The 26,090-nt window shown below is 61.0% G+C and carries 25 protein-coding genes and 2 pseudogenes; 13 read left to right on the top strand and 14 right to left on the bottom strand.

Annotated elements, in window-relative coordinates:
• Positions 1–194 precede the first annotated feature (194 nt).
• Positions 195–1,055: a universal stress protein gene (locus K8374_RS11065; protein WP_224459067.1), complete on the bottom strand. Its 861-nt coding sequence runs from the start codon at positions 1,053–1,055 to the stop codon at positions 195–197.
• A gap of 99 nt (positions 1,056–1,154) precedes the next feature.
• On the opposite strand from K8374_RS11065, the gene K8374_RS11060 reads away from it, so the two are divergent.
• Complete coding sequence (locus tag K8374_RS11060; RefSeq protein ID WP_224459066.1) at positions 1,155–2,144, top strand: universal stress protein; 990 nt, start codon at positions 1,155–1,157, stop codon at positions 2,142–2,144.
• Positions 2,145–2,283: 139 nt separating this feature from the next.
• Here K8374_RS11060 and K8374_RS11055 read toward each other — a convergent pair whose 3' ends face one another.
• Both K8374_RS11055 and K8374_RS11050 read right to left on the bottom strand, forming a co-directional pair.
• Positions 2,284–4,566: a heavy metal translocating P-type ATPase gene (locus K8374_RS11055; RefSeq protein ID WP_224459065.1), complete on the bottom strand. Its 2,283-nt coding sequence runs from the start codon at positions 4,564–4,566 to the stop codon at positions 2,284–2,286.
• A 5-nt stretch (positions 4,567–4,571) separates the two neighbouring features.
• Positions 4,572–4,823: a hypothetical protein gene (locus K8374_RS11050; RefSeq protein WP_224459064.1), complete on the bottom strand. Its 252-nt coding sequence runs from the start codon at positions 4,821–4,823 to the stop codon at positions 4,572–4,574.
• A 221-nt stretch (positions 4,824–5,044) separates the two neighbouring features.
• On the opposite strand from K8374_RS11050, the pseudogene K8374_RS11045 reads away from it, so the two are divergent.
• Together K8374_RS11045 and K8374_RS11040 are read left to right on the top strand one after the other, a co-directional pair.
• Positions 5,045–5,532: pseudogene (locus K8374_RS11045) on the top strand (AAA family ATPase).
• Between the two features lie 185 nt (positions 5,533–5,717).
• Positions 5,718–6,143 carry a potassium channel family protein gene (locus tag K8374_RS11040; RefSeq protein ID WP_224459063.1) on the top strand — a complete coding sequence of 142 codons (426 nt, stop codon included), beginning with the start codon at positions 5,718–5,720 and terminating at the stop codon, positions 6,141–6,143.
• 32 nt (positions 6,144–6,175) lie between these two features.
• Here the strand turns inward: K8374_RS11040 and K8374_RS11035 are convergent, their stop codons facing one another.
• The 3 genes from K8374_RS11035 to fnr form a co-directional block, all read right to left on the bottom strand.
• Positions 6,176–6,640 (bottom strand): CBS domain-containing protein, encoded by a 465-nt coding sequence (locus K8374_RS11035; RefSeq protein ID WP_224459062.1) that lies wholly within the window; start codon positions 6,638–6,640, stop codon positions 6,176–6,178.
• A 63-nt stretch (positions 6,641–6,703) separates the two neighbouring features.
• Positions 6,704–7,264 carry an Hsp20/alpha crystallin family protein gene (locus K8374_RS11030; protein ID WP_224459061.1) on the bottom strand — a complete coding sequence of 187 codons (561 nt, stop codon included), beginning with the start codon at positions 7,262–7,264 and terminating at the stop codon, positions 6,704–6,706.
• 900 nt (positions 7,265–8,164) lie between these two features.
• Complete coding sequence (gene fnr / locus K8374_RS11025; protein WP_224459310.1) at positions 8,165–8,896, bottom strand: fumarate/nitrate reduction transcriptional regulator Fnr; 732 nt, start codon at positions 8,894–8,896, stop codon at positions 8,165–8,167.
• Positions 8,897–9,108: 212 nt separating this feature from the next.
• Here fnr and K8374_RS11020 point away from each other — a divergent pair, with 212 nt between their 5' ends.
• From K8374_RS11020 to K8374_RS11010, 3 genes and pseudogenes are all read left to right on the top strand, one after another.
• The gene (locus K8374_RS11020) at positions 9,109–9,987 is read left to right on the top strand and encodes a universal stress protein (protein ID WP_224459060.1); all 879 of its coding nucleotides are present in this window, start codon (positions 9,109–9,111) and stop codon (positions 9,985–9,987) included.
• 109 nt (positions 9,988–10,096) lie between these two features.
• Entirely contained in the window at positions 10,097–10,666 is a 570-nt protein-coding gene (locus K8374_RS11015) for a GNAT family N-acetyltransferase (protein ID WP_224459059.1), read from the top strand.
• Positions 10,667–10,751: 85 nt separating this feature from the next.
• Positions 10,752–11,021 (top strand): annotated as a pseudogene (locus K8374_RS11010) (erythromycin esterase family protein); the annotation flags it as partial.
• Positions 11,022–11,158: 137 nt separating this feature from the next.
• Here K8374_RS11010 and K8374_RS11005 read toward each other — a convergent pair.
• The 4 genes from K8374_RS11005 to K8374_RS10990 form a co-directional block, all read right to left on the bottom strand.
• The gene (locus K8374_RS11005) at positions 11,159–11,863 is read right to left on the bottom strand and encodes a phosphoribosyltransferase (RefSeq protein WP_224459058.1); all 705 of its coding nucleotides are present in this window, start codon (positions 11,861–11,863) and stop codon (positions 11,159–11,161) included.
• Positions 11,864–11,917: 54 nt separating this feature from the next.
• The gene (locus K8374_RS11000) at positions 11,918–12,412 is read right to left on the bottom strand and encodes a hypothetical protein (RefSeq protein ID WP_224459057.1); all 495 of its coding nucleotides are present in this window, start codon (positions 12,410–12,412) and stop codon (positions 11,918–11,920) included.
• A gap of 157 nt (positions 12,413–12,569) precedes the next feature.
• Positions 12,570–13,937 carry an MBL fold metallo-hydrolase RNA specificity domain-containing protein gene (locus K8374_RS10995; RefSeq protein WP_224459056.1) on the bottom strand — a complete coding sequence of 456 codons (1,368 nt, stop codon included), beginning with the start codon at positions 13,935–13,937 and terminating at the stop codon, positions 12,570–12,572.
• Positions 13,928–14,854: a universal stress protein gene (locus tag K8374_RS10990; RefSeq protein WP_224459055.1), complete on the bottom strand. Its 927-nt coding sequence runs from the start codon at positions 14,852–14,854 to the stop codon at positions 13,928–13,930. Before K8374_RS10990 ends, K8374_RS10995 begins: the two co-directional genes overlap by 10 nt.
• A gap of 184 nt (positions 14,855–15,038) precedes the next feature.
• Between K8374_RS10990 and K8374_RS10985 the strand changes: the two genes are divergently transcribed.
• Complete coding sequence (locus K8374_RS10985) at positions 15,039–15,587, top strand: GNAT family N-acetyltransferase (protein ID WP_224459054.1); 549 nt, start codon at positions 15,039–15,041, stop codon at positions 15,585–15,587.
• 26 nt (positions 15,588–15,613) lie between these two features.
• Here K8374_RS10985 and K8374_RS10980 read toward each other — a convergent pair whose 3' ends face one another.
• Positions 15,614–16,540, bottom strand: coding sequence for a universal stress protein (locus K8374_RS10980; RefSeq protein WP_224459053.1), 927 nt, complete (start codon positions 16,538–16,540; stop codon positions 15,614–15,616).
• A gap of 204 nt (positions 16,541–16,744) precedes the next feature.
• On the opposite strand from K8374_RS10980, the gene K8374_RS10975 reads away from it, so the two are divergent.
• The 3 genes from K8374_RS10975 (at position 16,745) to K8374_RS10965 (ending at position 18,959) form a co-directional block, all read left to right on the top strand.
• On the top strand, positions 16,745–17,818 hold the full coding sequence (locus K8374_RS10975; protein WP_224459052.1) for an NAD(P)-dependent alcohol dehydrogenase: 1,074 nt from the start codon (positions 16,745–16,747) through the stop codon (positions 17,816–17,818).
• Positions 17,819–17,889: 71 nt separating this feature from the next.
• On the top strand, positions 17,890–18,138 hold the full coding sequence (locus K8374_RS10970) for a hypothetical protein (protein ID WP_224459051.1): 249 nt from the start codon (positions 17,890–17,892) through the stop codon (positions 18,136–18,138).
• Positions 18,139–18,140: 2 nt separating this feature from the next.
• Complete coding sequence (locus tag K8374_RS10965; RefSeq protein ID WP_224459050.1) at positions 18,141–18,959, top strand: helix-turn-helix domain-containing protein; 819 nt, start codon at positions 18,141–18,143, stop codon at positions 18,957–18,959.
• A 51-nt stretch (positions 18,960–19,010) separates the two neighbouring features.
• Here K8374_RS10965 and K8374_RS10960 read toward each other — a convergent pair whose 3' ends face one another.
• Positions 19,011–20,540, bottom strand: a complete 1,530-nt coding sequence (locus tag K8374_RS10960) for an MFS transporter (RefSeq protein ID WP_224459049.1) — start codon at positions 20,538–20,540, stop codon at positions 19,011–19,013.
• Between the two features lie 497 nt (positions 20,541–21,037).
• On the opposite strand from K8374_RS10960, the gene K8374_RS10955 reads away from it, so the two are divergent.
• The gene (locus tag K8374_RS10955; RefSeq protein WP_224459048.1) at positions 21,038–21,766 is read left to right on the top strand and encodes a DUF899 domain-containing protein; all 729 of its coding nucleotides are present in this window, start codon (positions 21,038–21,040) and stop codon (positions 21,764–21,766) included.
• Between the two features lie 76 nt (positions 21,767–21,842).
• On the opposite strand, the gene K8374_RS10950 is transcribed toward K8374_RS10955, so the two are convergent.
• Together K8374_RS10950 and K8374_RS10945 are read right to left on the bottom strand one after the other, a co-directional pair.
• A complete protein-coding gene (locus tag K8374_RS10950) occupies positions 21,843–23,042 on the bottom strand; it encodes an aromatic amino acid transaminase (RefSeq protein WP_224459047.1) in 1,200 nt (399 codons plus the stop codon).
• Between the two features lie 176 nt (positions 23,043–23,218).
• Positions 23,219–24,244, bottom strand: coding sequence for an Ldh family oxidoreductase (locus K8374_RS10945; RefSeq protein ID WP_224459046.1), 1,026 nt, complete (start codon positions 24,242–24,244; stop codon positions 23,219–23,221).
• Between the two features lie 146 nt (positions 24,245–24,390).
• Between K8374_RS10945 and K8374_RS10940 the strand changes: the two genes are divergently transcribed.
• Entirely contained in the window at positions 24,391–25,263 is an 873-nt protein-coding gene (locus K8374_RS10940) for a MurR/RpiR family transcriptional regulator (protein ID WP_224459045.1), read from the top strand.
• 26 nt (positions 25,264–25,289) lie between these two features.
• Positions 25,290–26,042: a transporter substrate-binding domain-containing protein gene (locus K8374_RS10935; protein ID WP_224459044.1), complete on the top strand. Its 753-nt coding sequence runs from the start codon at positions 25,290–25,292 to the stop codon at positions 26,040–26,042.
• Positions 26,043–26,090: the final 48 nt, after the last annotated feature.

The following is a 26,090-nucleotide window of genomic DNA, read 5'->3' as shown; positions in this document are numbered from 1 at the left end:
TTGGTCAGGGGGAGTATCGACAGTGAATCTGAAGAGAATCTGAAGTGACGGCCTCGACGTTCATCCCGCTTGATGTGCCACTGCCCTGCCCACGAACCGTTACGCTCGGGCGGCCAGCCTGGTTACCCGGATCGAAGTCAAATGCCATGTGGTTCAGGCCCTGCGACATCGCCGGGCCGGCGATAAAGCCTGACTTAACGGCCAGGCTCTGGCTTGACCGCCAGGACGCTGCAGGGCGCATGACCGATAAGCCGCTCGGTGGTATCACCGATGAGCCTGGCCCAGCGTTTGGGCTGCACCACTCCTACGACCACCACGTCGATCGTCAGCGTGGTGATGTAGGACTTGATGATGCGTAACGCAGCGCCTTCGACGAAGTAACGGTGCGCGTGGGCAACACCACGGGCATCGGCCAGCTCGTCGAACGGCCCCTGAAGCGACTCGCGCACTTCCTGCACCCAAGGCTCGGCGAGATCAGGATTGGCCAACATTGCCATGGGCAAGCTGTAGACCGACAACAAGTGGACCCGTGCCTTGCATTGGGCCGCCAAGTGCTGGCCAGCCACGATCAGCGCGTCATTGAAAGCGTGCTGGCGCGGCCCAGCGGTGGCCACATCCACCGCCACCAGGATATTCGCGGGCATGACCGGGGCATTCGCAGGTACGAACAGCGTCGGTGCCTCGCTGGTATGCAATAGCACATGGTCGAGCGAGGTCTGGGCAAGCTGGCCAAATACCGAGCGGGCGGGACAATCCTTGATTATCAGGTCAGGTGCAACACGTGCGACACATGCCGACACGATGTCATGCGCTAGCGTGGTTTCAACTGCCTCGAAGGTCGGACGTAGCCACGCCACCGGCTGCTCGTCGAGCAACGCCTTGAGCCTGGTACTGAAATGCACGAACGATGCCGACGGTGGTGATGCGTCCGGCAATGGGTGATACAGACGCAGCTCGGCGGGCGCATGGACACCCAGGACATGCAACGACGCTCCGGAGGCTTCGGCCAATGCCACGGCTCGGCGCAGAGATGCATCGGGTTCGGCCTTGGTCATGATCAGGAGAATCCTGTTGTACGGGCCCATCAACCACCTCCCGTCGCGACTATGCGATTGCGCGATGCTGTCATTATCGAGGCGGGCGCTAGAGCAATCTTGATAAATATCAAGGCCTCCAAGGCCTATGGCGTCAACCTAGGCCTGAACCACTGCGCCTGCATCCAGGCTGTCATCGTCGTGGAGGTCATCATGAATATGTTTTCGCGACTGTTGCTGATCTGCCATCCGGACCTGCATCCTTCACCGGCCATGGCACGGGCACAAGCACTGGCCACTACTACCGGTGCCACCTTGCACCTTGTGATGTCGAGCCCCTTGCCAACCCGCTTGACGACACTGGACCATGTATTGCGAAGCAGTGCTCGCAAGCAAGACGCCGAACATCGCAAGGCATGGCTGGCCGAACAGGTCACCGCGCTGGACGCGCTTGGCATCACGGCCTATGCCGAAACGGTGGACGAAGACGATCCGCTGAAAGACTTGGTCCGCCTGGGCCAACTGCACCACGTGGAAATGGTGATCAAGGATATCAAGCATGAAACCGCGTTGAGCCGAGCCTTGCTCACGCCATTGGACTGGCAGCTGCTGCGCCGATGCCCGATACCGCTACACTTGGTAGCCCATGCCGAGCACCCTCTGCCGGGCCGGGTGCTCGCCGCGGTGGACGTGACCCAGAACGACCCGTTCATCGAGAAGCTCAATGACCGCATCCTGGCAACGGCACACGCATTCGCGCAGCGCTGTAAGGCACAACTGCATATGCTTCAGGCTTACGAGCCAAGCCCCCGCTTCGTTGCCTATGCAGCGGCTCCTGTGGCCTGGACCGATGAACTGCTCGCAGAAATGACCGGCCGGGCACGCGAACGTATGGCAAGCCTGGGGGCTCGTTACGGCGTCAAACACGATCACGTGCATCTGGTACGCGGGCCTGGGCCCAGTGTGGTCAGTGAGTACGTCAACCAACAGGGCTTCGATGTCGTGGTAATGGGTACGCGCTACCATGAAGGGCTCAGCAAGATCGTCGGCAGCACGGCCGAGCAGACCCTGTACAAGGTCCAGTCCAGTATTCTGGCGATCCGCAGTTGAACGAACAATCGATTCCACCGGTGGTTCCGTACATGCTCGGCTTGACGGTCACCTGTCTCCGGAAAAAGGAGGGACATTGGTCATATCCCGCTGCCGTCGGACAAAGGTTTGATTTTACTCACCCGCTCATGCCCTTCACTCAGCGTCGATCCAGAGAGCGAAACAAGGCCTCTTCCTGAGCGAAATGCAGTTTCGCCAGGGTGTCGAGGCGAATGAGCTGATGCTGTACCTCGTCGGCGCCAGGGAGCGCATGCCCACGATTAAAATCGTCGCTCATGCGGGACAGCAGATGGATCAACCGAAAGATTTCGCGATGGGTATGGCTCATCGCCGACAGCGGGTCCTCACCTGGCAGGTAATGGCTCAGCAACGGATAAAGCCGGCGCTCATCATCCCGCTCATGGCGCTCCAGCAGGTCGTGCAACCCAGCAACCAAGGTACGCAAGTCGGCCCGTGCCTTATCGGCCGGACGACGGGAAAAATCGCGAGCCATCTGCCCCAGGTCTGCCAGCACCCTGTCCAACTGTCGATGCTCATCCTCAAGCCTGTCTATATCGACGCAGGGCATCCCGTTTCGCCCTATACCGGGCAGTGGGCCAAGCGCGCGCAAGGCATTGCCGATAATCAGCAGATCGATGCCTTCCTGCAGCAAGGCACCAAGCAGCGCTGGCAAGTACCCAGCCGCAGCGACAAGCATGGCCAATAGCGACAGGCCCATCCCCGCCCACACCCCTTGGCGAGCGACAAGCACGGCGTGCCGAGCAATATCCAGTACCTCGACCAGGCGGTCGAGCCTGTCCACCAGCAAGACCACCCCGGCCGCCTGAGCCGAAGCCGTGACACCAGACGCTCCCATGGCGACGCCGACATCGGCGGCCGCCAAGGCGGGGGCATCGTTGATGCCATCGCCCATCATCAATGTCGGCGCGTGGCGGCACCCTTCCTGCACCCAGTGAACCTTGTCCTGGGGCGTCAGGCCGGAATGCAACTCGTCGATACCCGCCGTCAATGCGATCATTTCTGCCGTTTCCAGGCGGTCGCCGGTGAGCATGACGATCTTCTCGATACCACGGGCACGGAGCAAGCGAAGGGTATGGGGAGCTTCCAGGCGCAGGTTATCGGCCAGCCTGATCACCCCCTTCATCTGGCCATCAATGGCGACAAAACAGCCACTGCCGGCCAGGTAGTCAAGCTCCTGCAAGCGAGCCTGTGTCCAAGCGCCTGTGCCTGCATCACCTTGTACATACCCCACCGCCCCCATGCGCACGGCATGGCCTTGCACAGTACCGGCAAGCCCCTGCCCGGGGATCTCCTGGACATTTCGAGGTGCCGTTGGCAACAACCCACGCAGCCGAGCAGCCCGCACGATGGCCTGGGCAACGGGATGCGAAGAGGCCTGCGCCAGCGAAGCGGCCAACTCCAGGAGATGCAGCGGTAAAACCTCACCTTGTACTTCGACCGACTGAACGTGGGCATGGCCACCGGTCAAGGTGCCGGTCTTGTCCAGAAACACTTGCCTGATCTTGGCAAGCGCTTCCAGGACCTGACCATCGCGTACGAGAATGTTGCGGCGCGCTGCCCTCGAGATGCCGGAAATGATGGCGATGGGCACCGCCAATATGAGCGGACAAGGTGTAGCGACCACCAGCACGGCGAGCACGCGTTGCATATCGCCACTGAACCACCAGGCGGCCGCTGCGATCAGCAACGTCAGTGGGATGAACCCCAGGGCGAAACGATCGGCCAACCGCACGAACGGAGCCCGTGATCGGCGTGCGGCCTCGGCCAGACGTACGATGCCGGCATAGGTGCTCTGCGCCGCGCAACGCGTGGCGAGTAGCAGCACCGGCGAGCCAGCGTTGGTTACGCCACTGGCCAGGCATTCGCCCGCATAACGTGTAACCGGCAATGGCTCGCCGGTGAGCGCTGCCTCGTCCAGAGTAGCCTGCGCGCTTTGCAGGCACCCGTCGACCGGCACAACCTCGCCCAGGCGTACCAGTACGGTCTGACCAGGCTGAACGTCGTCAACCGGCACTTCGCGTAGCCCACTGCCCTCCTGTATCCAAGCATGCCGGGGGGCTCGCTCGATCAGCGCACGTAGCTCGCGCTCGGCATGCTGGCGGCTAAGCGACTCCAACGCACGCCCGGTCGCCAGCATCAGCGCCACTACCGCCCCGACCAACATCTGTTCCAGCCCCAATGCCGCCAGGATCGATACCAGTGCGATGACGTCGACCCCCACTTCCCTCCTGGCCAGGCGCCTGCCGATTTCAACCACCAGCACCAGGGCCATCACCAGGCTGCCCACCGCCCAGATAAGCGCCGCCCACGCCGGTTGCTGCGCAGCCTGGACGAGCCCGCCGGCCAACAAGGCCAAAGCGCTCACCAGCAGTAGGCTCAGGTCCCGCCACCAACGTGACATGGCGGTTACTTGCGCTTGGCTTGCCGCAACAATTGTTGAATCTGTTCCTGGTTCTGGGTAGCGATGCGCAGCGCCTCGTTGGCAGCCTGCTCGACCAAATCGAGCCGATAGCACACCTCGTCGGCGCGCAGCCGAGCAGTGGCTGCATTGTTCTCCGCCGACTCCAGGCGCGCGTCGATTTCCTCGGCATGCCAAGGGCTACAGGCAGAAACGGATGCCAGCAAGCTTACCCAGCCAATCAGCAAATAACGTTGCATGTCGATACCCTCGCACGTACCTAGACACTCCGAGTATCCGCACTGCAACCAGACGCGCCCTGATATTTGTCAACCTCACGAGAAGTGAAGCAACGAACCGATCTTGACCTTTGTCAATCTCAGCCTGCCGCTCCCGGGTAAAAAGGCTGCAGAGGGCCATGCTGCCCACGCTGGAACCTTGAAACGGGAGACCATCATGAGCGACCTCGATCTGCGCAAGCATGTACTCGACGCGCTGGCGTTCCAGCCACGCATCAATGGAGGAACTGATCGAAATCGTCTCCTTCCTGAAGGATCAGGCAAGGTATGCACGCCTGGGCGCCCATGTTCCCAAAGGCATCCTGCTGGTCGGCCCCCCTGGTACCGGCAAGACCCTGCTTGCCAAGGCCATTGCCGGGGAAGCTGGCGCCCCCTCTTCTTTTCGATCTCTGGATCGGAGTTCATGGAAATGTTCGTGGGCGTGGGGGCCGCTCGGGTGCGTGATCTGTTCGACCAGGCCCGGCAGGCCGCCCCCTGCATCATCTTCATCGATGAGCTGGACGCCCTGGGTAAGATGCGCGGTATCGGCAGCCTGGGCGGCAATGACGAGAAGGAGCAGACGCTCAATCAATTGCTGGCCGAACTGGATGGCTTCGACCCGCGCGAAGGCGTCGTGCTGCTAGCTGCGACCAACCGCCCCGAGGTCCGAACTGCTCGCACAAGCCTATGACCGAGCCCAGGCCTTGCACGCACAACGCAGAGCGGACCTGGACGCCGGCGCGCACCTGTTACTGACTCGGGAAACCCTCACGCCCTAGGACTTCCCTGCGCTGCTGCCGCAGTGCAAGGAGCCGGAGGCGTACCCATTGACTGGCATGGCGAAATGATCGCCAGCTCCTTGCCGGGGGGCCTGCTATGTTTACCGTCACGCTGATCAATGCGCTGGTCGTGATCCTTGTGGTGATCATTCACTACGAATGCCTCCTGCGCCTGAACGACTGGCTGCCACGGCTGAGGCTATGGAGCCGCTTCCGAATCGTGGTGGGGGTGTTCGGGGCTCTGCTGGCCCATGCGCTGGAGGTGTGGTGTTTTGCCCTGGCTTACTATTTGATGGCCAACGCCGAAGGCTGGGGCTCGTTCAGTGGCAATTTCAACGACACATTCATGGACTGTGTGTACTTCTCCTTCACCACCTACACCACGATCGGTTTTGGTGACATCACGCCCGTCGGCCATCTCAAATACCTCACAGGGATGCAAGCACTGACAGGCCTGGTGCTGATTACCTGGACCGCGTCGTTCCTGTTCCTGGAAATGCAGAAGTACTGGAAAGCCAAGTAGCGATGAATCAAGCGTTGGGCGGCTAGGCGCGTTCAGACATCCTCGGCGCGGATATCCTCCTCCCGCAGGCTTTGCTGACGAATCAACAAGCTCAGCTCGTGCAACCTGTCAGCCAGAAACCCCACCAGATCGTCTGCCGTGGCAATGCCGACCAAAAGACCAAAGTCGTCCACGACCGGAATCCGCCGGATGTTGGCCCTCCGCATGTTCAGGATGACATCGAACACGTCGTCATTCTGATTGGCGATAACCAGTGGCCGCGGCACCAGGTCGACCGCCAGTAAGTCATCCTGGTCCGGCGGGTTACGAGCGACGATCCTCAAGGCCAGGTCACGGTCGGTGATCAAGCCAACGGGCCGGCAACGCTCGCGGTCGACGTGCTCGGCCAGCACCAAGTCGCCGACATGGTATTGGCTCATCATGCGAGCTGCGGCATGGACAGAGATACCGGGTGGGGCAGTGACCACATCCCGGTTGCAGTATTTGCCAATGGACATGATTTTTACCTTCCAATAGCGAGGTGGAGCGTCCCTGCTCTAGAAAGCGGCCTCGGCCGTCGATTATTTGCTGCTCTTGATCGGGATCACTTTCTCCGGATGGATTGCTTCGGCCCGCTTGGGCAGGCGTACCAGCAGCACACCTTTGGCGAACTGGGCATTGATCTTTTCAGCGTCCACCTCACGGGGCAACTGGAGCACACGCTCGAAGCTGCCATAGTGACGCTCGGACAGGTGATACTCCTTGCGCTTCTCGTCGATTTCCTCCTGTTTCTGGCCGCGAATCATCAGGTTGCCATTGACGAGCTTGACCTCGATATCCTTCTCGTCCACCCCGGGCAGCTCGGCACTGATACGGTATTCTTCAGCCAGTTCGCTGATATCCATTGCCGGCATGCCATGAGTGAACAGGTCACGGCGCCAGAAGGGCTCGATGTCGAAGGGTGTGTGGGTGAATGGCATGTGCAGCGGCCGCCGTACGAAATCCTCGAACAGGCTGTCCACCTGGCGTCGCAGCTGCTGGAATGGACGCCACAGGTCAGATGACTCGGCGCTGGACGGCGTAGATTTGGCCGGCTGGGCAGCGACGGACGTAACGGGTACTTTCTTCGCGACTTCGGACATGGCGATCTCCTCGAATAAATGAGGTCTCCCATGGAGACCCCTCGATCTTCTGTCGGGGAGCGACGTTGCGCTTGATCTTTATCAACTGGCGGCACGAGACAGCGATACATCGATTTGACCTTGGTCAAAGCATCGCTGCGGCATGCGCCTAGCCTGGAAATAGCGCGGCAAAAGCCCGCAGGCTCGAGGCATAGATGAAACAGCACGACAGTGGGTTTGTCCGGCTACTGGAGGCATTACCGGGTTCAGGCGCCCAGCAATGCCTGCGCCTGGAGCTTGGCGGACGAGCGTGGATCGAGGCGATGCCAGGCCAGTATTGCTTGCTGGGCAAGCGCGGAGCGAGCCAGCCCTGCAGCTATGTCAGCCTGCCCGGCGCAGCCAGGCGATTCATCGTGGCCACGCATCGCATCCAGGCATTCGGGCCGGTTGGCGAATTCCTGGAATATTCTGGGCCACTGGGTAGCGCTTGGCCGATCCCCCTGCACAGTGCACGGCTGCTGGCCATTACCCGTGCGCAAGGAATACTGGCGCTGTTTTGCGCGTTGGACGAAATTCGCTGCTGGCTGCCTTGGGTGCAGGTGCGACTGCTGCACGATGGCATGCCCCTGGACCAACTCCCCGCAGACTGCCTACCGTGGTTTTCGAGGCTGTCTCTCGCCCCGCGGAGCAGCGACAGCGGGTGGTTACAACTTTCGACCCAGCTGGACAACTTCAGACCCGACACCATCTACTGCTGCGCGCCAGCGCAGGTAGCACGTCAAATAGCCCGTATCTGCTGGCAACGAGGAGTGCCCGCAGAGCGAATCTGGCTGCGTACAGATCATGTACTGTGCCCGCCCGAAAGCTCGCAACCGACATTGGGTCGCCCTGTACACCGTTATGACCGGGTACTCTCAGTGCTCAGCGGTCATCCTCCAGCCGGGTGAGATTGGCCAAGCCTTCTCGATTGACAAGCCTGACCTCCCGTCCTGTGCACTCCACCAATCCTGCTTGAATGAAGCGGCTGAACAACCGGCTGACGGTTTCCAGCGTGAGGTCCAGGTAATTGGCGATATCGCCTCGAGACATAGGCAAGTTGAACACATCTGCACGAAGGCCCCGCTTTTGATAGCGGGCCGACATGCCTAACAGAAAAATCGAAAGGCGTTGCTCGGCATGCCCGTGGCAACACAGCAATTGTTCATCCTTGCCCTGTATACCCTGGCTGAGCATGTGCAATAACTGATAGCGCAGGCCCGGGATCTGCCCCGACAGGTCAACCAACTGATCGAGCTTGATGGCACAGATCAGCGACACTTCCAACGCCTGGGCATAGCTTCGGTAATGACTGGCACCGATGGCGTCCAGCCCCATCATTTCCCCCGGCAGGACGAACCCCCTGATCTGCTCGTTGCCGTCGGCATCAATAAGGAAGGTCTTGATAGCCCCTGATCGCAGGGCAAACACATGATCCATGGGCGTACCGGCCTTGAACAGGTACTCCCCTTTTTTCAAGGGGCGGTTGCGACGAACGATACCTTCAAGCTTGTCCACTTCGTCTGCACTAAGACTGGCGGGTAGGCAAAGCCGACTCAATGAGCACACGAGGCACTTCACAAGGGGACTCGCCCCGATATCCGCGGAGCCAGACATAACGATGCCTCCGCTTTTCATGCAGGCTACTTATAAAGCTAGCTATTTCACCCGAACTTTCCCACCTGGCCGACCAAGGGGCGTTTTTGCAAGCAGCCAAGACTTGAGGAACATCAAGGCAGCCCCGCATTTTCCATTCATGCTCAAGCATCTGGTGAGCGTGTTCGATCACATGGGCCCCCAGGCGCATCGCGAGATCGAGGTGAGCAATCATGACAATCCGAAAACTGCTTGTTCTTTCACCGTCCCATACAGTCTACAGCCCGGCCATCGAGCAAGCCGCCGAGTTGGCAGCGGCCCTGCATGCCCCTGTGCAAATTGCGATGCTTGGCAAACCGCTTGGCAGCGTGCCTGCAAATCAACTCCAGGCCCGCCTGGAGAACCAGGTGTGCGATTTGAGAGCCCGGGGAGCCCTGGTGCTATCAGATGCGAAGGTCCTGGAGGGGACCGCCAAGCGTGCCTTTGAATATATCGAACAGTCTGGAGCTGACCTGGTCCTGAAGGATCCCGAGGTCGATGACGGAGCCACTTCGTCCAGCCTCGACATGGCGTTGGCACTCCATGCACCTTGCCCGGTGCTCCTGGCTCACGGACGGTACAAGGCTTGCCTGGAAAAACTATTCATTGCTGCGCCCGCCAGTTGCGAAGACATGGGCGAACAGGCGCTCAATGCCCATGTCATCAAGGTCGCCAAAGCGATAGGCCATTCGCAAATATCCGGTTTGCATGTGTTTTCGGTTTACGACCAAGCAGCCCTACTGCGACACAGCGAGCACTACAGCCTGGCAGAAATACCTCGCTACGAAGCACTTGCCGTAACGTTCAGGCAATTCACCGAGCGCCAGGGCATTCCTGCACTCCATCGGCATCTGATCGTGGGTGCCTGCGCCCAGGCAATCTGCGCTTATGCCAATCGATGTGACTACGACCTTGTCGTCATCGCAAGCCCGCAGAATACCCGCCAGCAAGACATCGTGCGCTATCTGCTGGACCATCTTGACTGCAGCCTGCTGGTGGTGAGCCCACCCATTACGGCCACGTCACGCAGGGTGGACACCTCCAGCGCTGGCCACCGTTTATCCTCGACATGAGCCACTGCAGCTGCCGATGCCCTGACATTTGACAACTATCAAGTCAGCCAATGGGCCGCGCCGTGAAACTGAACCTCCATTGTCCATCCTGACATGCGAGGAAACTGTCATGGCCGCCACTACTACTTCTCATGGATACACTCCCCCCTCGTTTCCAGCACCGCCCGGTGAGCATTGGATCGAAGCACTCGACAATGCCACCCATGTGCTGATCAGGCCGCTGCAACCCAAGGATCGGCAACGCGAAAAAGCCTTCATCGAACGGTTATCGCCACAATCACGCCACTTTCGTTTCTTGTGCCAGCTCAAGGAGCCCGGTGACGCCTTGCTTGACCAACTGATGTCGGTGGATCAGGACCGACAGGCAGCCTTCGTCGCCCTCGCCCACGTGGACGGCGAACTTCAGGAGGTCGGTATTTCCCGCTATGCCGCCTGCACAGGCAAGGATGAATGCGAATGTGCAGTCACGGTTCTCGACAGTTGGCAGCACCATGGCCTCGGCCGCTTGCTGCTCAAGCACCTGATCGATCATGCCCGCGCCAGGGGCCTGCGGCAGATGTATTCGATCGACGCGGCAGACAACCAGGCAATGCGCGAGTTGGCCAAGGCCATGGGGTTCACCACGTCAAGCGACCCGGATGATGCCAGCCAGGTCATCCATCGCCTTGTTCTGGCCTGAGGCAATAGGACGGCGGTGCCTTCGGGCTATCGTCCACTGAGATGGCCAAGGTGCCGCCCCGATTGCCCAGACGACTGTTTTGGTCGCCCACTGGCTGCATGGGCACAATCATCTGGCGGCCGCAGACCATCGTGTCGAATTCCGCGGCCTGGATGTCTATAGCCTGCGCAACTCCATACATGAAGTGCTGGCCTACCTGGACCGTGTCGATTCACACCTGGCCCATGAAGCCCGCCGACGCTATGGCTGCCTGACCCCATGGCAGGATGATCCTGCATTGTACGGGCACTTCGTCGAATGCGGCGGCATCATGCCTTGCGACAAACCCGTCGTCGAGCAGCTCGATGCCATGATCTGGGGAGAGCAGACACAGCCGGTCGGCGCACTGCCCTTGCCGAAAGAACAGCACCTGGAACCGGAAGACGAAACCTACCCGTTTGGCGTCTGAGGTTGAATGCAGGTGCCGATCGGCTCGGTGGGGCGCGCAGAAGCTCAGTCATCGCTCCTCGCCTCAACACCGCCTGAGGAACAAGCCCGCAGGCTTGCCCTATGCATGAGTTCCATGACTCCTTCATCAGGAGTCTGTGAAAAGTCCAGATACCAATAGCCAACCGATATCATTTGCTCTGGCACCAGCGGACAAATGATTTCCTCGACCTCAGGGCGCAAGGCTTCGAGCGTTTCCGGGGGTGAGACCGGTACCGCAATGACGATGCGCGAAGGCGCCTGTGCACGCACTGCACGCACCGCTACCCTCATCGAAGCACCTGTGGCCAGGCCATCGTCGACGAGGATTACCACCTGGCCCTTGACCTGCAAGGGTGGACGATTACCCCGGTAACGCTTCTCCCGCCGTGCCAGCTCCTGGGTTTCCCGGGCCACGATAGCCTCGAAACGGGCACGATCGACCGGATACGCCCGCAGTACATCATCATTGAGAACCTTGATGCCCCCGCTGGCAATGGCGCCTATGGCGTATTCCGGGTTCGAAGGTGCGCCGAGCTTGCGAACCACCAGTAGGTCCAGGCGAAGCCCGAGGGCTGTGGCCACCTCATATGCCACCGGTACGCCGCCCCGGGGTAAGGCAAGCACAATCGCATCAGGCCTGTTGGCATATTCGCTCAATGGCTCCAGCAGCCGGCGACCTGCTTCGGCGCGGTTCGCGTAGGTGGTCTGCAGCGCGAGACTCTGAGTCATGGAAACCTCCTGCGTCAGGAACAATACCTGTTGCTCCGGCCGGTTGTCGTGGATCTAGGGCGTGTCCTCAGGCTGCAGATCCCATTGCTCGAGACAGTGCTGCTCATCCGCTGGGGTCAGGGCCTGGAAGCTGCTCACTTCCCGCAACGGCGTCTCGAACAGAGCCAGGCGAATCACACCATTGCGGTCCAGGAAGGCTTGTGCCAAGCATGAACACACCGGCTTGCCAATCAGGGCCAAGAAGGCCGCTTCCTCGGGAACATCGCCTTGTGTCTGCAGGTTAGACTGGCATCGATCCGCGATACGGTCCACGGAACGACCTGCCAACCAGAGCGTACTGATGCCAAGCACAGCCACGACCACCAGCATGCCCAGCAGGATGTTCGACTCACGGGCCACGGCTCGTATGAAAGCGAGCCGGGTCTGCCAGCCAGTAGAGCGCACCTCGAAAATGGCTTTGCCGACCGTTCGCCTTACCCCGCGCTGCACCGCCCATCCCAATGCTGCACTCAATGCCAGCATCGCCAGCAGGACAGTGGGCTCACGCATGGGAAGGCGCCAGGCCGGGCTCAGTAACTGGTAGGCAGAGGCAGCGGCTACCCATGTAGCGATGGCCGTGATCCAACCCAAGCTGCCCCTGGGGCGTTGCATCCATGCCCTGAGTTTGGCCCTTGCTTGTGTGTCCATCAAAACCTCCCGCATCGAGCTAGCACACAGGGTCTATGGCAACGGTTTCTCGATGCTCGGGCACGCAGACCTGCCAGCCGAGCTCGAGGCTGATACGTCGGCGCAAGGTGTCGGCCGCGTGGGGCTCGCCGTGGATGACATAGGTTTGGCGTGGCGGCCTGGCGAACCCGCGCAACCATTCCATGATCTCGTCGGCATCGGCATGTGCCGACAGGTTCTCCATTGCATACACCTGCGCCCTGATAGGAACATCCTCACCATGCACGCGCACACTGTGCGCACCGGCGACGATATCGGCTCCGCGAGTGCCTCCGGCTTGAAACCCCGAAAAAAGGATACTGTTGCGTGGATTGGGTGCCAGTGCCTTGAGGTGATGCAATACCCGCCCACCGGTTGCCATACCACTGGCGGCGATGATCACCGCCGGTTCGCGCAACTGGTCCAGGTGCCTGGACTCATCGACTGTACGGATAATGCGTGTGCCCTTGCACACTGCCGCGCACTCCGCCGGCGACAGGCGGTGCTCATGCCTGAACTGCTGGTACAACGTGGTGGTATCGGTGGCCATCGGGCTATTGAGATAGACCGGAATGTCAGGGATCAGCCCATCACGCTTGAGCTTGTACAGGTAATACATCAAAAGCTGGGCACGGCCTACGGCGAAGGATGGCACCAAGGTAATGCCATGGCGCAGCAGTGTCTGGTTGATGACCTGGGCCAGGTATTGCTCGACGGGCTCCTCTGGATGCTTGCGGTCCCCATAGGTGGACTCCACCAGCAGTATGTCCGCGGTCCTGACCAGTTCCGGAGCGTGCATGATCGGATCTTGCGGGCGCCCCAAGTCTCCGGAGAACAACAAGCGTTGGCCATCGGCCGTGATCTGCACGGTCGCGGCTCCGAGAATGTGCCCGGCGGTACGCAGCACAAGCTCCATGCCTTCGCCGATCTCGGTACTGTGGTGCAGTTCTACCGGGCGAAACAGCGCCAATGCCCGCTTTGCATCCTGTTCGGTATAAAGTGGACGGGCCGGTGAATGCTTGGAATACCCATGCCGGTTGGCGTGCTCGGCCTGCTCTTCTTGCAGCCGAGCGCTGTCGAGCAACAGGATTTCGGCCAAGGCACAGGTGGCCGGGGTTGCATAGATCGGCCCCGCATAGCCCTCCCGGGCCAGTACCGGAAGGTAACCACTGTGATCGAGATGGGCATGGGTCAGCACCACGGCATCCAATGCGCGCAGTGCCGTAGGCAGCGGCTCCCAGTTGCGCAGGCGCAACTGCTTGTAGCCTTGGAACAGCCCACAATCGATCAACACCCGTGTGCTATTGCAGGTCAGCAGGAACTTGCTACCCGTCACCGTGCCCGTGCCGCCAAGAAAAGTCAGTTGCATGGCTGCGGCTCCCAGGTGTGAAGCACATGGGGATGAACCGCCAGCACGCTGCAAGGCGGCCTGCTGACGATGCGCTCGGTGGTATCGCCCAGCAACTTGTCCAGCCCCTTGGGCTGCACGACGCCCATGACGACCACATCAACGTCCAGCGCAGCGACTTGCTCGCGAATCACCTGTACGGGCCCACCTTCCAGGAAACGCCGGTGATCGAGAGGTACGCCTTCGGCATGCGCCAAGGCATCGAAAGGTTCTTGCTGGGCCCTGCGCATCTCGTCGACCCACGCCTGGGTGACGCGCATGTCCGAGGCGAACACCCCGGCCAGGTTGTAGGCCGAAAGCAGATGAAGCTGCCCATCGCACTGCAGTGCCAGCGACTGCGCGGCCCGCACAAGTTCGCGATTGAACGCGGCCTGGGCCTCAGGATCATCGGTGAACGAAGTGTCCACGGCGACCAGGATGCGTTTAGGCAGCGACACTGCGTCGGCAGGAACGAACTGCGTGACCCCCTCGAGTCCGCGCATCAACGCGCAATCCAATGGTGTACTGAACAGCCGCACCCAGGCGGGCGTCGCTTCGCTGTCCTTGATGACCATATCGGGTCGCATTTCGGTGATGTAGGCAATGGCCTGGCTGCGAATGTCCTCTGCGGCAAGGCTATCGACTGTCAGCGCGAGGCCACTTCCACGGTGCCGCTCGACCAACTCCGCAAGCTGCTCGTGGAAATGATCGCGCTGACGCTTGATATCCGCCTCGTTCAGCCGCTCTTCGCGTAGCGAGTGCTCTTCGCAAGGCTCGAACAAGCCGAGTACATGTACGCTGGCACCACTGACATGCGCAAGGGCAAGCGCCCTGCGCAAAGCAGCCGAATGCGGATCAACTTCGGTGAGCAACACCAGCAGTTGTCGATACTGGCCCATGGCGAGCCTCCGGGCTTGAGTGACTGGGACGAAGGGTTTAGTCGATCTTCGGAAGCCAGGCCCAACGCCGCTTGACACAGATCAGAAAATCGTCACCTGTGCATGAACTTGACGATTGTCAGAATGGAGCCGGGCCATCACGGTACAACGGTTCTCAGTATCCACCGGATCAACGGGAACCGACATGAATACGCAAGCAGTTCAACAGCCCGACACCCAAGAGCACTGGATAGAACATCTTTCGGATGCCTCGGTCGTACTGATCCGCCCACTGCGGGAACAAGACCACGAAAGAGACAAACGCTTTCTGAGCACGATCACCTACGAGTCGCGACGTTTCCGCTTCATTGCCGGTCTGAGCAGCGGATTGCCCAATCTGGATTCGCGGTTGATGCCAGTGGACTACCACCAGCGCATGGCCTACGTCGCACTTGCGCATGTCGATGGCAAGCTGCAGCAGGTTGGAGTGAGTCGCTACGCCGGGATTCCCGGCAGCCACAACTGCGAGTGCGCGGTTGCCGTCAGCGAACAATGGCAACGCAAGGGCCTGGGCAGGCTGTTGCTCAAGCACCTCATCGATGCGGCCAGGCGCAATGGCTACCAGTGCATGATTTCCAGGGACGTGGCGAACAACTACGCCATGCACCGACTGGTCAAGGCGCTGGGCTTCACGTCACGTTACCTGGGGGGCGATGTCAGCGAGATTCTTCATGAACTGGACCTCACAACATGAAACAAGGCCCTTGCGGGCCTTGGATTTCAACCATTGGAGTGCTCCGGTGAAATTACCAGCACACTGCTGCCCAGCCGGTGCAGCACCCGCTCCGCCGTGCTGCCCATGAACCAGCCAATGCCACGATGGTGATAGCTTCCCATCACCAATACATCGATGTCGTTGTTTTCCATGAACAACGCCAAGCCCTTGGCCGGATCCCCGACACGCATATGACGGTGCTCGGCACCGATACCATTGCGCTCGGCCAATGCCTGGAATGCCTCGCTCTGGGCTTCGTGAAGGGTCTTGAACAGGTCCGAATCGAATAGGAAGGCGTGCTCGCGACTCCCTCCGGCATCGAGATACATCGAGCCCAGGTCATAGACGTACAGCAGGTCGATCTGGGCATTGCATTGCAACGCCAGTTTGAGCGCTTCGCTGATGATCTGGTCATTGAGGCTCTCGAACTGGTCCTCTGGCCGGGACAGGTCCACCGCCGCGAGTACCTTGCGTGGCAGGGCGTTGCTGGCCTTGTTCACCAGATGCAATGGAATGTGGGTCTCGCGCAGGAGCTGGATATCCAGTGACGTGAACATCGCCCGTGTCCACCATGGCTCGTGCTCCAACGCCTTGATCAGCATGGCGAACGGCTGCTCGCGCAGGTGCACCAGGATCTCATCCAGCGGATTCTGGACCCAGACCACCTCGGTGGTGACCGTAATACCGTTACGACGCATCGACAGCGCCTGGGTCTCCAGCCACTCACGGTGTTGCCGCACGTACCCATCGCGCATGACGGCCAGGGCTTGGTCGTTGACCATCCCGGCCGTCGCAAGCCCTTCAAGGTAATCGAAGGCCACGATGTGCAAGGCCATGCCCTTGGCCTTGGCCAACGCAGCCGCGCGATCATAGACCGGGGTACGGCGCATCAAAGGCGACGCGATGAGCAAGACTCTTTGCTGATTATCCATGACACACCTCTTTAGGTGGGGGAGCGTGCCTCGATCATCGGCCACAAGCGCCTGCCTGACTTGATGTTTGTCAACTGATGCGCCCCACGGACAAACGGCTGCGACGACAGCTCGTTAACTTGATGCGGATCAAAGTTTCGATGTGTATCCGGCGCACGCTAGTTCACATGAACAACACACCGCGCAATGCCCCGGAGGCGTGTCATGGCGCTCATGAAAGCGGCGGTATTCTTCGATAAGAACCGCATCGTACTGGATGACAAACCCATCCCCGACATTGGCCCTCTGGATGCATTGGTTCGCGTTACCACCACGACTATCTGTGGCACCGATGTACACATCCTGCGCGGCGAATATCCGGTGGCCAAGGGCCTGACCTTGGGTCACGAACCCGTGGGCGTGATCGAAAAGCTTGGCTCACAGGTCCAGGGCCTGCAGGAAGGCCAACGGGTCATCGCCGGGGCCATCACGCCCAGTGGCCATAGCAACGCCTGCCTGTGCGGTTGCGCCTCCCAGGACGGCGCCGGCACCCTTCATGGTTTCAAGGCCATCGGTGGCTGGAAGTTCGGCAACATCATCGATGGCTGCCAGGCCGAATACGTTCGAGTGCCGGATGCGATGGTCAACCTCTCCCCTATCCCCGACCAGCTCAGCGACGAACAGGTGCTGATGTGCCCTGACATCATGTCCACCGGCTTTTCCGGCGCGGAGCGTGGTGGCGTGACCGTCGGCGATACCGTCGCCGTGTTCGCTCTGGGCCCGATAGGGTTATGCGCGGTCGCCGGTGCCAGGTTGCTGGGCGCGACCACCATCATCGGGGTCGACACGGTGGCCGCGCGGATCAGCGTCGCTCGCCGGCTTGGCGCCGACTATGTGGTCGACTTCAAGCAAGGTGACGTGGTGGAACAGATCATGGCACTTACCGATGGCCGTGGCGTGGATGTCGCGATCGAGGCCTTGGGCACCCAGGCCACTTTCGAATGGGCACTGCGCGTACTGCGCCCGGGCGGTACCTTGTCGAGCCTGGGCGTCTACAGCGCAGACCTGCGCATCCCCCTGGGCGCATTCGCCGCGGGCTTGGGCGACTACCGCATCGTGACCACATTGTGCCCTGGCGGCAAAGAACGCATGCGCAGGCTAATGGAGGTCGTCGTGAGCGGCCGGGTCGATGTTTCACCGCTGGTCACGCACAGGTTCCGTCTCGATGACATCGAAGCCGCTTACGAATTGTTCGCCAACCAGCGTGACGGTGTAATGAAAGTGGCTATCACGCCCTGAGTTACACCCCGCTACCGGCAGGGACGCCTCACTTTCAGTTGTCTTGCTCATGCATGCTCTTGGAGGCTCCCATGAACGTCTACGTCGAGAAGAACACCGAACAGGATCGCTGGTGGGTCCGCCTGGATGACTGTCGGGTAAGTTTCAACACGTGTGCGGAGGCTGAACAGTTTGTCGAGCGGCTGACATCCAGGCTCAACGCCCCCCACTCGCTTGACATGCTCGCGAACCGGCCATCACGCGAGCGGTCGGCCAATATGAACAGGGCCAAGGGCAGCGTTGCCGCCAGTGCCGACCTGAGATTCGCGAAGGAGGCCTGATGATGTCCGGACAACTGAAGGTCACCCTGCTCGACACGCCTGAACCGGCGTGTCGGGCAAACCCGATTCATCTGAGGCCCGCCTCCCCTCTGTGCAACGACTGCCGTGTCAGCGGCCTGTGCCTGCCCACCGGCTTGCCCGTACATGACACCACGTGCCTCGGTACGTTGATCGGCCCTCGCCTTCGCATTCGAAAAGGAGCCCCGCTTTTTAATGCCAACGACCCGTTGAGCATGCTTTACGCTATTCGCTGCGGCAGCTTCAAGACCAGCCTGAACACAGCCGAAGGCCAGGGCGTGGTGATCAACTTCTGGATGCCGGGCGACGTGCTTGGGCTCGATGCCATCGCCACTGAACACCATGTATGCGATGCCATTGCCCTGGAAGACAGCGAAGTCTGCCCTGTCTCCTATCGCCGGCTACAAACACTGGCGCACGACTTTCCCGTCCTGCAGCAAAGCCTGAATCGTTTGATGAGCAAGGAAATTGTTCGCGAACACGAACGCGTGCTGATGCTCTGCAACCTCACCGCCGAAGAGCGGCTGGCCAGCTTCCTGGTCGGATTGTCCAGGTGCTTTGTCAGCCGAGGCTACTCCGCCCATGGCTTCATGCTGCGCATGTCCCGGGAGGACATGGCGTCATACCTGGGTTTGCGCCTGGAAACCGTATGCCGTTCCATGGCCCGTTTGCGGGGGCTGGGTATCGTCAACTTGCGCGGAAGGCTCGTGGAAATCCTCGACATGCAAATGCTGCTGGCACTCGAGCACGGCAGCGGCGATGGCGAACGCGAACGCAAGGCCCCCCTGAAGGCGCCATGCTAGAGACAGTGAACAACGGCCACGGCGCCAACGTACTGCCGTCAAGTTGTTCCATTAACCCGATTCTGACCAAGAATCCGCCTGGCTCACTCCCAGCGTCCAACGGGCAATGGCAATGGCTATCACTGCCAGGGCGAAGGTCACCCATGACATCACACCAATGCCCCTTTCAAATGCGTTCGCGGCGATGCTCATCAGCTCGCTTGCCTGATCGCCCGTCAGCGCAGCCGCCACGGTATGAGCGCCGGCTAGCGTTTCGCTGGCAAGACGCTCTTGTATGGGTGTAAGGAACGCCGGCAAATGTAACGTGCCACGATAGTAGGCGGTCACCAAGCCGCCCAACACCGCTGTCCCCAGCACCACCCCCACTTCATAGGCGGTTTCACTGATGGCTGATGCGGCGCCTGCCTTGGCGGGTGGGGCCGCCGACAGGATTACGTCATTGGACACCGTGGCAATTGCTCCCACGCCAATATTCAATAAGGCAAAGGCGACAGTCACGACCGTCAGACTGCTGCCAAGGCTGGCAACCAGTAAAAACGCGGCGCCGGTAAACGCGAGGAGAATGGGCACCAATACAGGCACCGAAACCCGCTGGGCAATCGGTACCACCAGCATCCCTACGATAATTGCCAGAACTTGCCCAGGCACCAATACCAGGCTGGCATTGAGCGCTGACATACGCAGAACGATTTGCAAGAACTGCGTGGCGAAAAAGACAAAGCCAACCAAGAAGGCCAAACTCATCAAATTGATGACGACAGAACCACTGAAGGTCTTATTGCGAAACAGCGTCAGGTCCATCAAGGGAACCGCCAGCTTCAACTGACGCCGCACGAACAGCCAGCCGCTTGCCATGCCGATGACAAAGGCTGCCGTGGCCAGACCGTCTACACCTTCGCTGGCTACATGCTTGATGCCGTAGACCAGCGCCCCTAGCGCGATCATGGATTGCAGGATGCTCGAAGGATCGAGAGGCCCCGACGCATCCGGTTCCGACTCAGGCAGCAACCATGGCCCGAGGATCAGCAGCGGCAGCAGTATGGGCACTGCCAATAGGAAGATCGCTCCCCAATTGAAAAACTCCAGCAGCACACCTCCGATCAAAGGACCGAGTGCCGAACCCACCGTAAGGGTGGTTGCCCAGATGGCAACAGCCAGGCGCCGCTCTTCCCGGTCCTCGAAAACCGAGCGGATTAGTGCCAATGTCGAAGGCATCAGCATAGCGCCAAAGATCCCCATGCAGGCCCGCCCACCGATCAACTGCATGGCAGTACTGGAATAGGCCGTCATGGTGGAGATGATGGCAAAACCCAATGAGCCGACCAGCAGCAATTTACGATGACCTATCCGGTCCCCCAGGCTGCCCATGGATACCAGCAGCCCGGCCAGAACCAACGAGTAGGCATCGATCATCCACAATTGCTGGCTGGCGCTGGGATGTAATGCTTCGGCAATTTTAGGCAGCGCGAACCCCAGGATCGTGTTATCTACCGTCACCAGTAGTACCGGCAACATTAATACTGCCAGCCCCAACCAGCGTTTGGAGCGTGGCCATTGTCTTGCTTTAGTTGTCGATGACATTTTAAAGAAGTTCCGTAAGCAGACAGAAACCGCAAAAACAGATGCTAGTGGCTATGCGCCGCAATGGGTCGTCCCTTAATGCACCACCTCATAGTAAGCGCCGCCCACCGAAACGCAATAAGCGAAATTTCCTATAATCAAGTAGTCCCCCTCCAGAACAACTAAACCTTATGCACAGCCCTCCCGAACCGCATTAAAAATGCCACTTCCAATTTAAAACACCCAACTCATTGAGGCGCAGGAAAACATTAAAACCCTCAGCCAACCAATAAACATTCGACTAGTTCATAAAGAGGGAAGCTATAACTTCCATCCCTACGCAATGCCCAATCATCCGAGCCCGTCAGGGCGGATAAGTGTTCCACACCGCGTTATTGGCTAGCAGGCATCTGAGTTTTTATTTATGGCGCCCGTTCGTCGCCTATTAGGTCCGACCTGTCGATCACACCCCTCGCCGCTCGACCAATAGCTGAATCCCCCCATTGGAGTCAGCCACCATGAGCAATTCCCCAATCGACCACGAGGTGGTCAGCCGCAGCCAGTGGCTCGCCGCACGGCGCCAGTTGTGGCTGCACGAGAAGGCCTTCACCCACCAGCGTGACGAACTCGCCGCGGCCCGGCGAGCCTTGCCTTGGGTGAAGGTCGAGCAGGCCTACCGTTTCCAGGGGCCGGAAGGTGAATTGGCGTTGGCCGAGCTGTTCGCCGGGCGCAGCCAGCTGCTGGTCTATCACTTCATGTTCGCCGAGGGCTGGAGCGAAGGCTGCCCGGGATGTTCGTTCCTGGCCGATCATTTCGACGGGGCCAACCTGCACCTGGCGCATCACGATGTATCGCTGGTGGCGGTATCGCAGGCGCCCTATGCCCAGTTCCAGGATTTTCGCCGGCGCATGGGCTGGCGCTTCCCCTGGTTTTCGTCAAATGGCAGCCGTTTCAACGAGGACTTCGGCGTACGCATGGCCACCGACGGCTCCGCGCACTACAACTACGAGCCCTATACCGGCAACGAGCGGGAGCTGCCGGGGCTGAGCGCGTTCTATCGGGATAGCGACGGCGAGGTGTACCACACCTATTCCACCTATGCCCGGGGGCTGGACATCCTGGTGGGGGCGTACAACTTCCTCGATGTCGCGCCGCTGGGGCGTAACGAGGAAGGCACCATGGACTGGGTGCGCCACCATGACCGCTATGCGGCGAGCGCCCAGGCGGGGCATTGCTGCCATGAATGAACAAGGGGCCTGACCTGCAGCCCCCTTGTTCCAGACGATCAACCTGTCGGGCACCGTGAAGGTGCCCTGGCGCGGCTCAGCCTTGCTGCACGGCTGCGAAGGCCTCGGCCACGCGACGCAGGTTGGCCGGGCGCAGCCCGGACATGCACACCCGGCCGCTGTCGATCAGGTACACACCGAACTCGTCACGCAGGCGGCGCACCTGGGCGACGCTGAAGCCTGTGTAGCTGAACATGCCGCGCTGACGCAGGAAGAACTGGAAGTCCTGACCTGGCAGCAGCTCGCCGAGCAGGTCCACCAGGCCCTGGCGCATCTCGAGGATGCGCTTGCGCATCACTTCGACTTCCGCCACCCATTGGGCGTTGAGGCCGGCATCGCCCAGCACGCCGGCCACCAGCTGGGCGCCGTGGCAGGGTGGGCTGGAATAGTTGCGACGCACGGTGGCCTTGAGCTGGCCGAGCACGCTCTGGGCGGTGGCCTCGTCGTCGCAGACCACCGACAAGCCCCCTACCCGCTCGCCGTACAGCGAGAAGATCTTCGAGAACGAATTGCTCACCAGGCACGGCACGCCGGCACGGGCCATTTCACGAATGGCGTAGGCGTCTTCCACCAGGCCTTCGCCGAAGCCCTGGTAGGCGATGTCGAGGAACGGGATCAGCTGACGCGCCTTGACCACCTCGACCACCTGTTGCCATTGACCCTGGTCCAGGTCGACGCCGGTGGGGTTGTGGCAGCACGGGTGCAGCAGGACGATGCTGTTCGGCTCCAGCGCCTGCAGCGCGCCGAGCATGCCGGCGAAGTCCAGGCCACGGCTGGCTGCGTCGAAATACGGGTAGGTGTGGACCTGGAAGCCTGCACCTTCGAAGATGGCGCGGTGGTTGTCCCAGGTCGGGTTGCTGACCCAGACCTGCGACTGCGGGAAGTAGCGCTTGAGGAAGTCGGCACCGACCTTCAGCGCACCGGAACCGCCGACGGTCTGCACGGTGGCCACGCGACCGCCAGTGACGGCTGGGTGGTCGGCGCCGAACAGCAGTGCCTGGATCGCCTGGCGGTAGCTGGCCAGGCCTTCCATGGGCAGGTACAGCGAGGCTTCGTGGGGCTGGTCGGCCAGGCGCTTCTCCACCTCGCCCACCGCCGCCAGTTGCGGCACTACGCCGGCTTCGTCGTAGTACAGGCCGATACTCAGGTTGACCTTGTCGGCACGGGGATCGGCCTTGAAGGTCTCCATCAGCGAGAGAATCGGGTCGCCGGCATAGGCATCGACATGTTTGAACACAGCGCACAGCTCCTTGGATCAGGACAGTTCGGGGAATGCTGCCTGCGAGGATACCTGCAGTGGCGCTGGAGGAACATCACTGATGTGCAAGGGTGTCAATGCAGCCTTGCACGACCCTGCTGGGGCAGTTGGCGTTTGGCGCGACAGCCACCGCCCGCCTCAAGCCCTGCGCAGAATCACTCAACCAACGACTTGAGCCCTTGCCACTCCTGCTCGGTCAACGCCACCCCTTCACGCTGCGCCAGCTCCCGCTCGCGGTAGCGGCGCTCCCCTGGCATGCGGCTCAGCCCCGCCGCCTGCATGTGCTCCACCAACTCCCGGCTGCGCTGGGCGAAGCGCTCGCCTTCGGCCTTGCTCGGGTCGATGACGATGATCAACTGCCCGGTCCACGGCGTCTTCGCCCCCGGGTGCCCGGACCAGTCGAACTCCCAGGAGAAGTGCCCGCCGGTCAGCGCCGCGGCCAACAGCTCGACCATCATCGACAGCGCCGAGCCCTTGTGCCCGCCGAATGGCAGCAAAGCGCCGCCTTCCAGAATCGCCTTGGGGTCGCAGGTGGGCTGGCCCTGGGCGTCCACGCCCATGCCCGGCGGCAACTGCTCGCCGGCTCGCGCGGCGATCTGCACGTCGCCATGGGCCATGGCGCTGGTGGCCATGTCGAAGACGATCGGATCATGCCCGGCACAAGGCGCAGCGAAGGCGATGGGGTTGGTGCCGAACAACGGCTTGCGCGCGCCGTGCGGCACCACGCAGGTCATGCTGTTGACCACGCTCAGGGCCACCAGCCCTTCGTCGGCGAACGGCTCGACATCCGGCCAGAGCGCCGCGAAATGGTGCGAATTGTGGATCGCCAGTACCGCGATCCCGGCGCTTCGGGCTTTTTCGACCAGCAAAGGCCGAGCCGCAGCCAGGGCCGGCTGGGCGAAGCCGCCACCGGCATCGACCCGCACGTAACCCGGTGCCACATCGCTTACCTGGGGTATGGCCTGGCCATCGACCCAGCCGCTGGCCAGGGTCGAGACGTAGCCAGGGATACGAAACACCCCATGGCTGTGGGCGCCATCGCGTTGCGCGCTGGCACAGTTGAAGGCCAGCACGGCAGCGACCGGCTCGGCGCAACCGTGATGCAGGAAGATTCGCTGCAGCAGCGCCTGCAGCTCGGCGAAAGGCACGCGCACGACTGGGCTGGCGGAAGGTGAGGACATCTGGAGCTCCTTTCTTGGAATTGGAATGGCTACAGCGTAAGCAATGGCAAAACTGTCCCGCGAATGACAGCTAACTGTCAATTGTTGACTTGATGACAGAAAACATCCATCTTCTATCCCACGTCTCACCCAACCCGGAGCCGACCATGAGCCAACCGATCAAGCAACGCCTCGAGAACAGCCTGCACAGCACCGCAGCCTCGGGCCGCAAGATCGCCAGCTACATGCTCGCCAACCTCCATGAACTGCCGTTCCAGACCTCCGCGAGCATCGCCGCCAAGCTGGGCGTCAGCGAGTCCAGCGTCGGCCGCTTCTGCCGCGCCCTGGGCTATGCCCACCTCAAGGCACTCAAGCAGGACCTGCAGAGCGACCTGGGCGATGGCCCCTGGCTGGTGGGTGATCGCCTGCAAGAATACCGCCAGGGGCAGGACGACAGCGAGAGCTCCGGCAGCCTGGAGCTGGAGATCGCGGCGTTGGTCCGGGTGCATGAATACAGCCGTGGCCAGGCCTGGCAACAGGTCGCCCAGCGCCTGGCGACCAAGCCGCGGGTGTTCATCGCCGGTTTCCAGACCGAACGCGGCGTGGCCATGTGCATGAGCCACCTGCTGCAATACCTGCGCGATGGCGTGCAATTGGTCGACGGCAGCGCCGGGCACTTCGGCGAAGTGCTGCTCGGCCGCGCCGAGGACAGCGCGCTGGTGGTGTTCGAGGCGCGCCGCTATTCCCGCCATGCCCTGCAGCTGTGCCAGAAGGCGCGCCAGGCCGGCATCCCGGTCACCTTGGTGACCGACACCTTCTGCGACTGGGCCGACGCCAACGCCGACGAGGTGTTTCGCATCCCCACCGAATTCAATCTCTTCTGGGAATCCACCTCGGCGATGCTGTCGTGGGTGCACCTGATGGTCAACGAGGTCTGCAGGAAGCTGGGGCCTGATGTTGAAAGACGCTTGGAAGCAACTGCCGCTCTACATAACGAGTTCGTCGGCTACACCTCGTGGCCTGCGGGCAAACAACAATAGCAAGAGTGAACGTCCAGAGGTGCAAGATGAGAAAGACCATGGCTGTGGTGGGTGCGTGTGCCTTGTTCCTGGCGGGCGCGGCCAGCGCCGAAACACTGCGGTTCGCCACCGAAGGTGCCTACCCGCCCTTCAACTACGTCGACGCCGACAACACGCTGCACGGCTTCGATATCGACATCACCCATGCCCTGTGCGCGCAGATGAAGGTCGAATGCACCCTGGTGGCCCAGGACTGGGAAGGCATCATCCCGGCCTTGATGGCACGCAAGTATGACGCCGTGGTCGCCTCGATGATCGACACCGAGGAGCGGCGCAAGAAGATCGCTTTCACCAACCACTACTACCGCACCCCGCTGACCGTGGCGGTGCCCAAGGACAGCCCGATCAGCGATGCCCAGAGCGACTTCAAGGGCTACACCGTCGGTGCCCAGTCTTCCTCCACCCAGGCCATCTACGCCGAAGACGTGTATGCCAAGGCCGGTGCCGACGTGAAGCTCTACCCGACCATGGACGAGGCCAACGCTGACCTCGCCGCCGGCCGCCTGGACGGAGTGATCGCCGACAAGTTCCCGTTGCACGAGTGGGTCAACAAGAACGGCCAGGACTGCTGCAAGATCCTCGGCGACGTCAACGGCACCAAGGCCGATGCCGCCATCGCCGTGCGCAAGGACGACGAGGCTCTGCGCCAGCGCCTGAACAAGGCCCTGGACGAAATCGTCGCCAACGGCACCTACCAGAAGATCGCCAGCAAGTACTTCGACTTCGACATCTACAACTGACCCTGCGGACTCACCCGCTCCCACAGGGCTGCAGTGCCCTGTGGGAGC

It is taken from the genome of Pseudomonas sp. p1(2021b) (assembly GCF_020151015.1).
GTDB classification, from domain to species: domain Bacteria; phylum Pseudomonadota; class Gammaproteobacteria; order Pseudomonadales; family Pseudomonadaceae; genus Aquipseudomonas; species Aquipseudomonas putida_K.
Note: the sequence above shows the minus strand (reverse complement) of the source record. Positions and strands in the feature narration are given on the sequence as shown.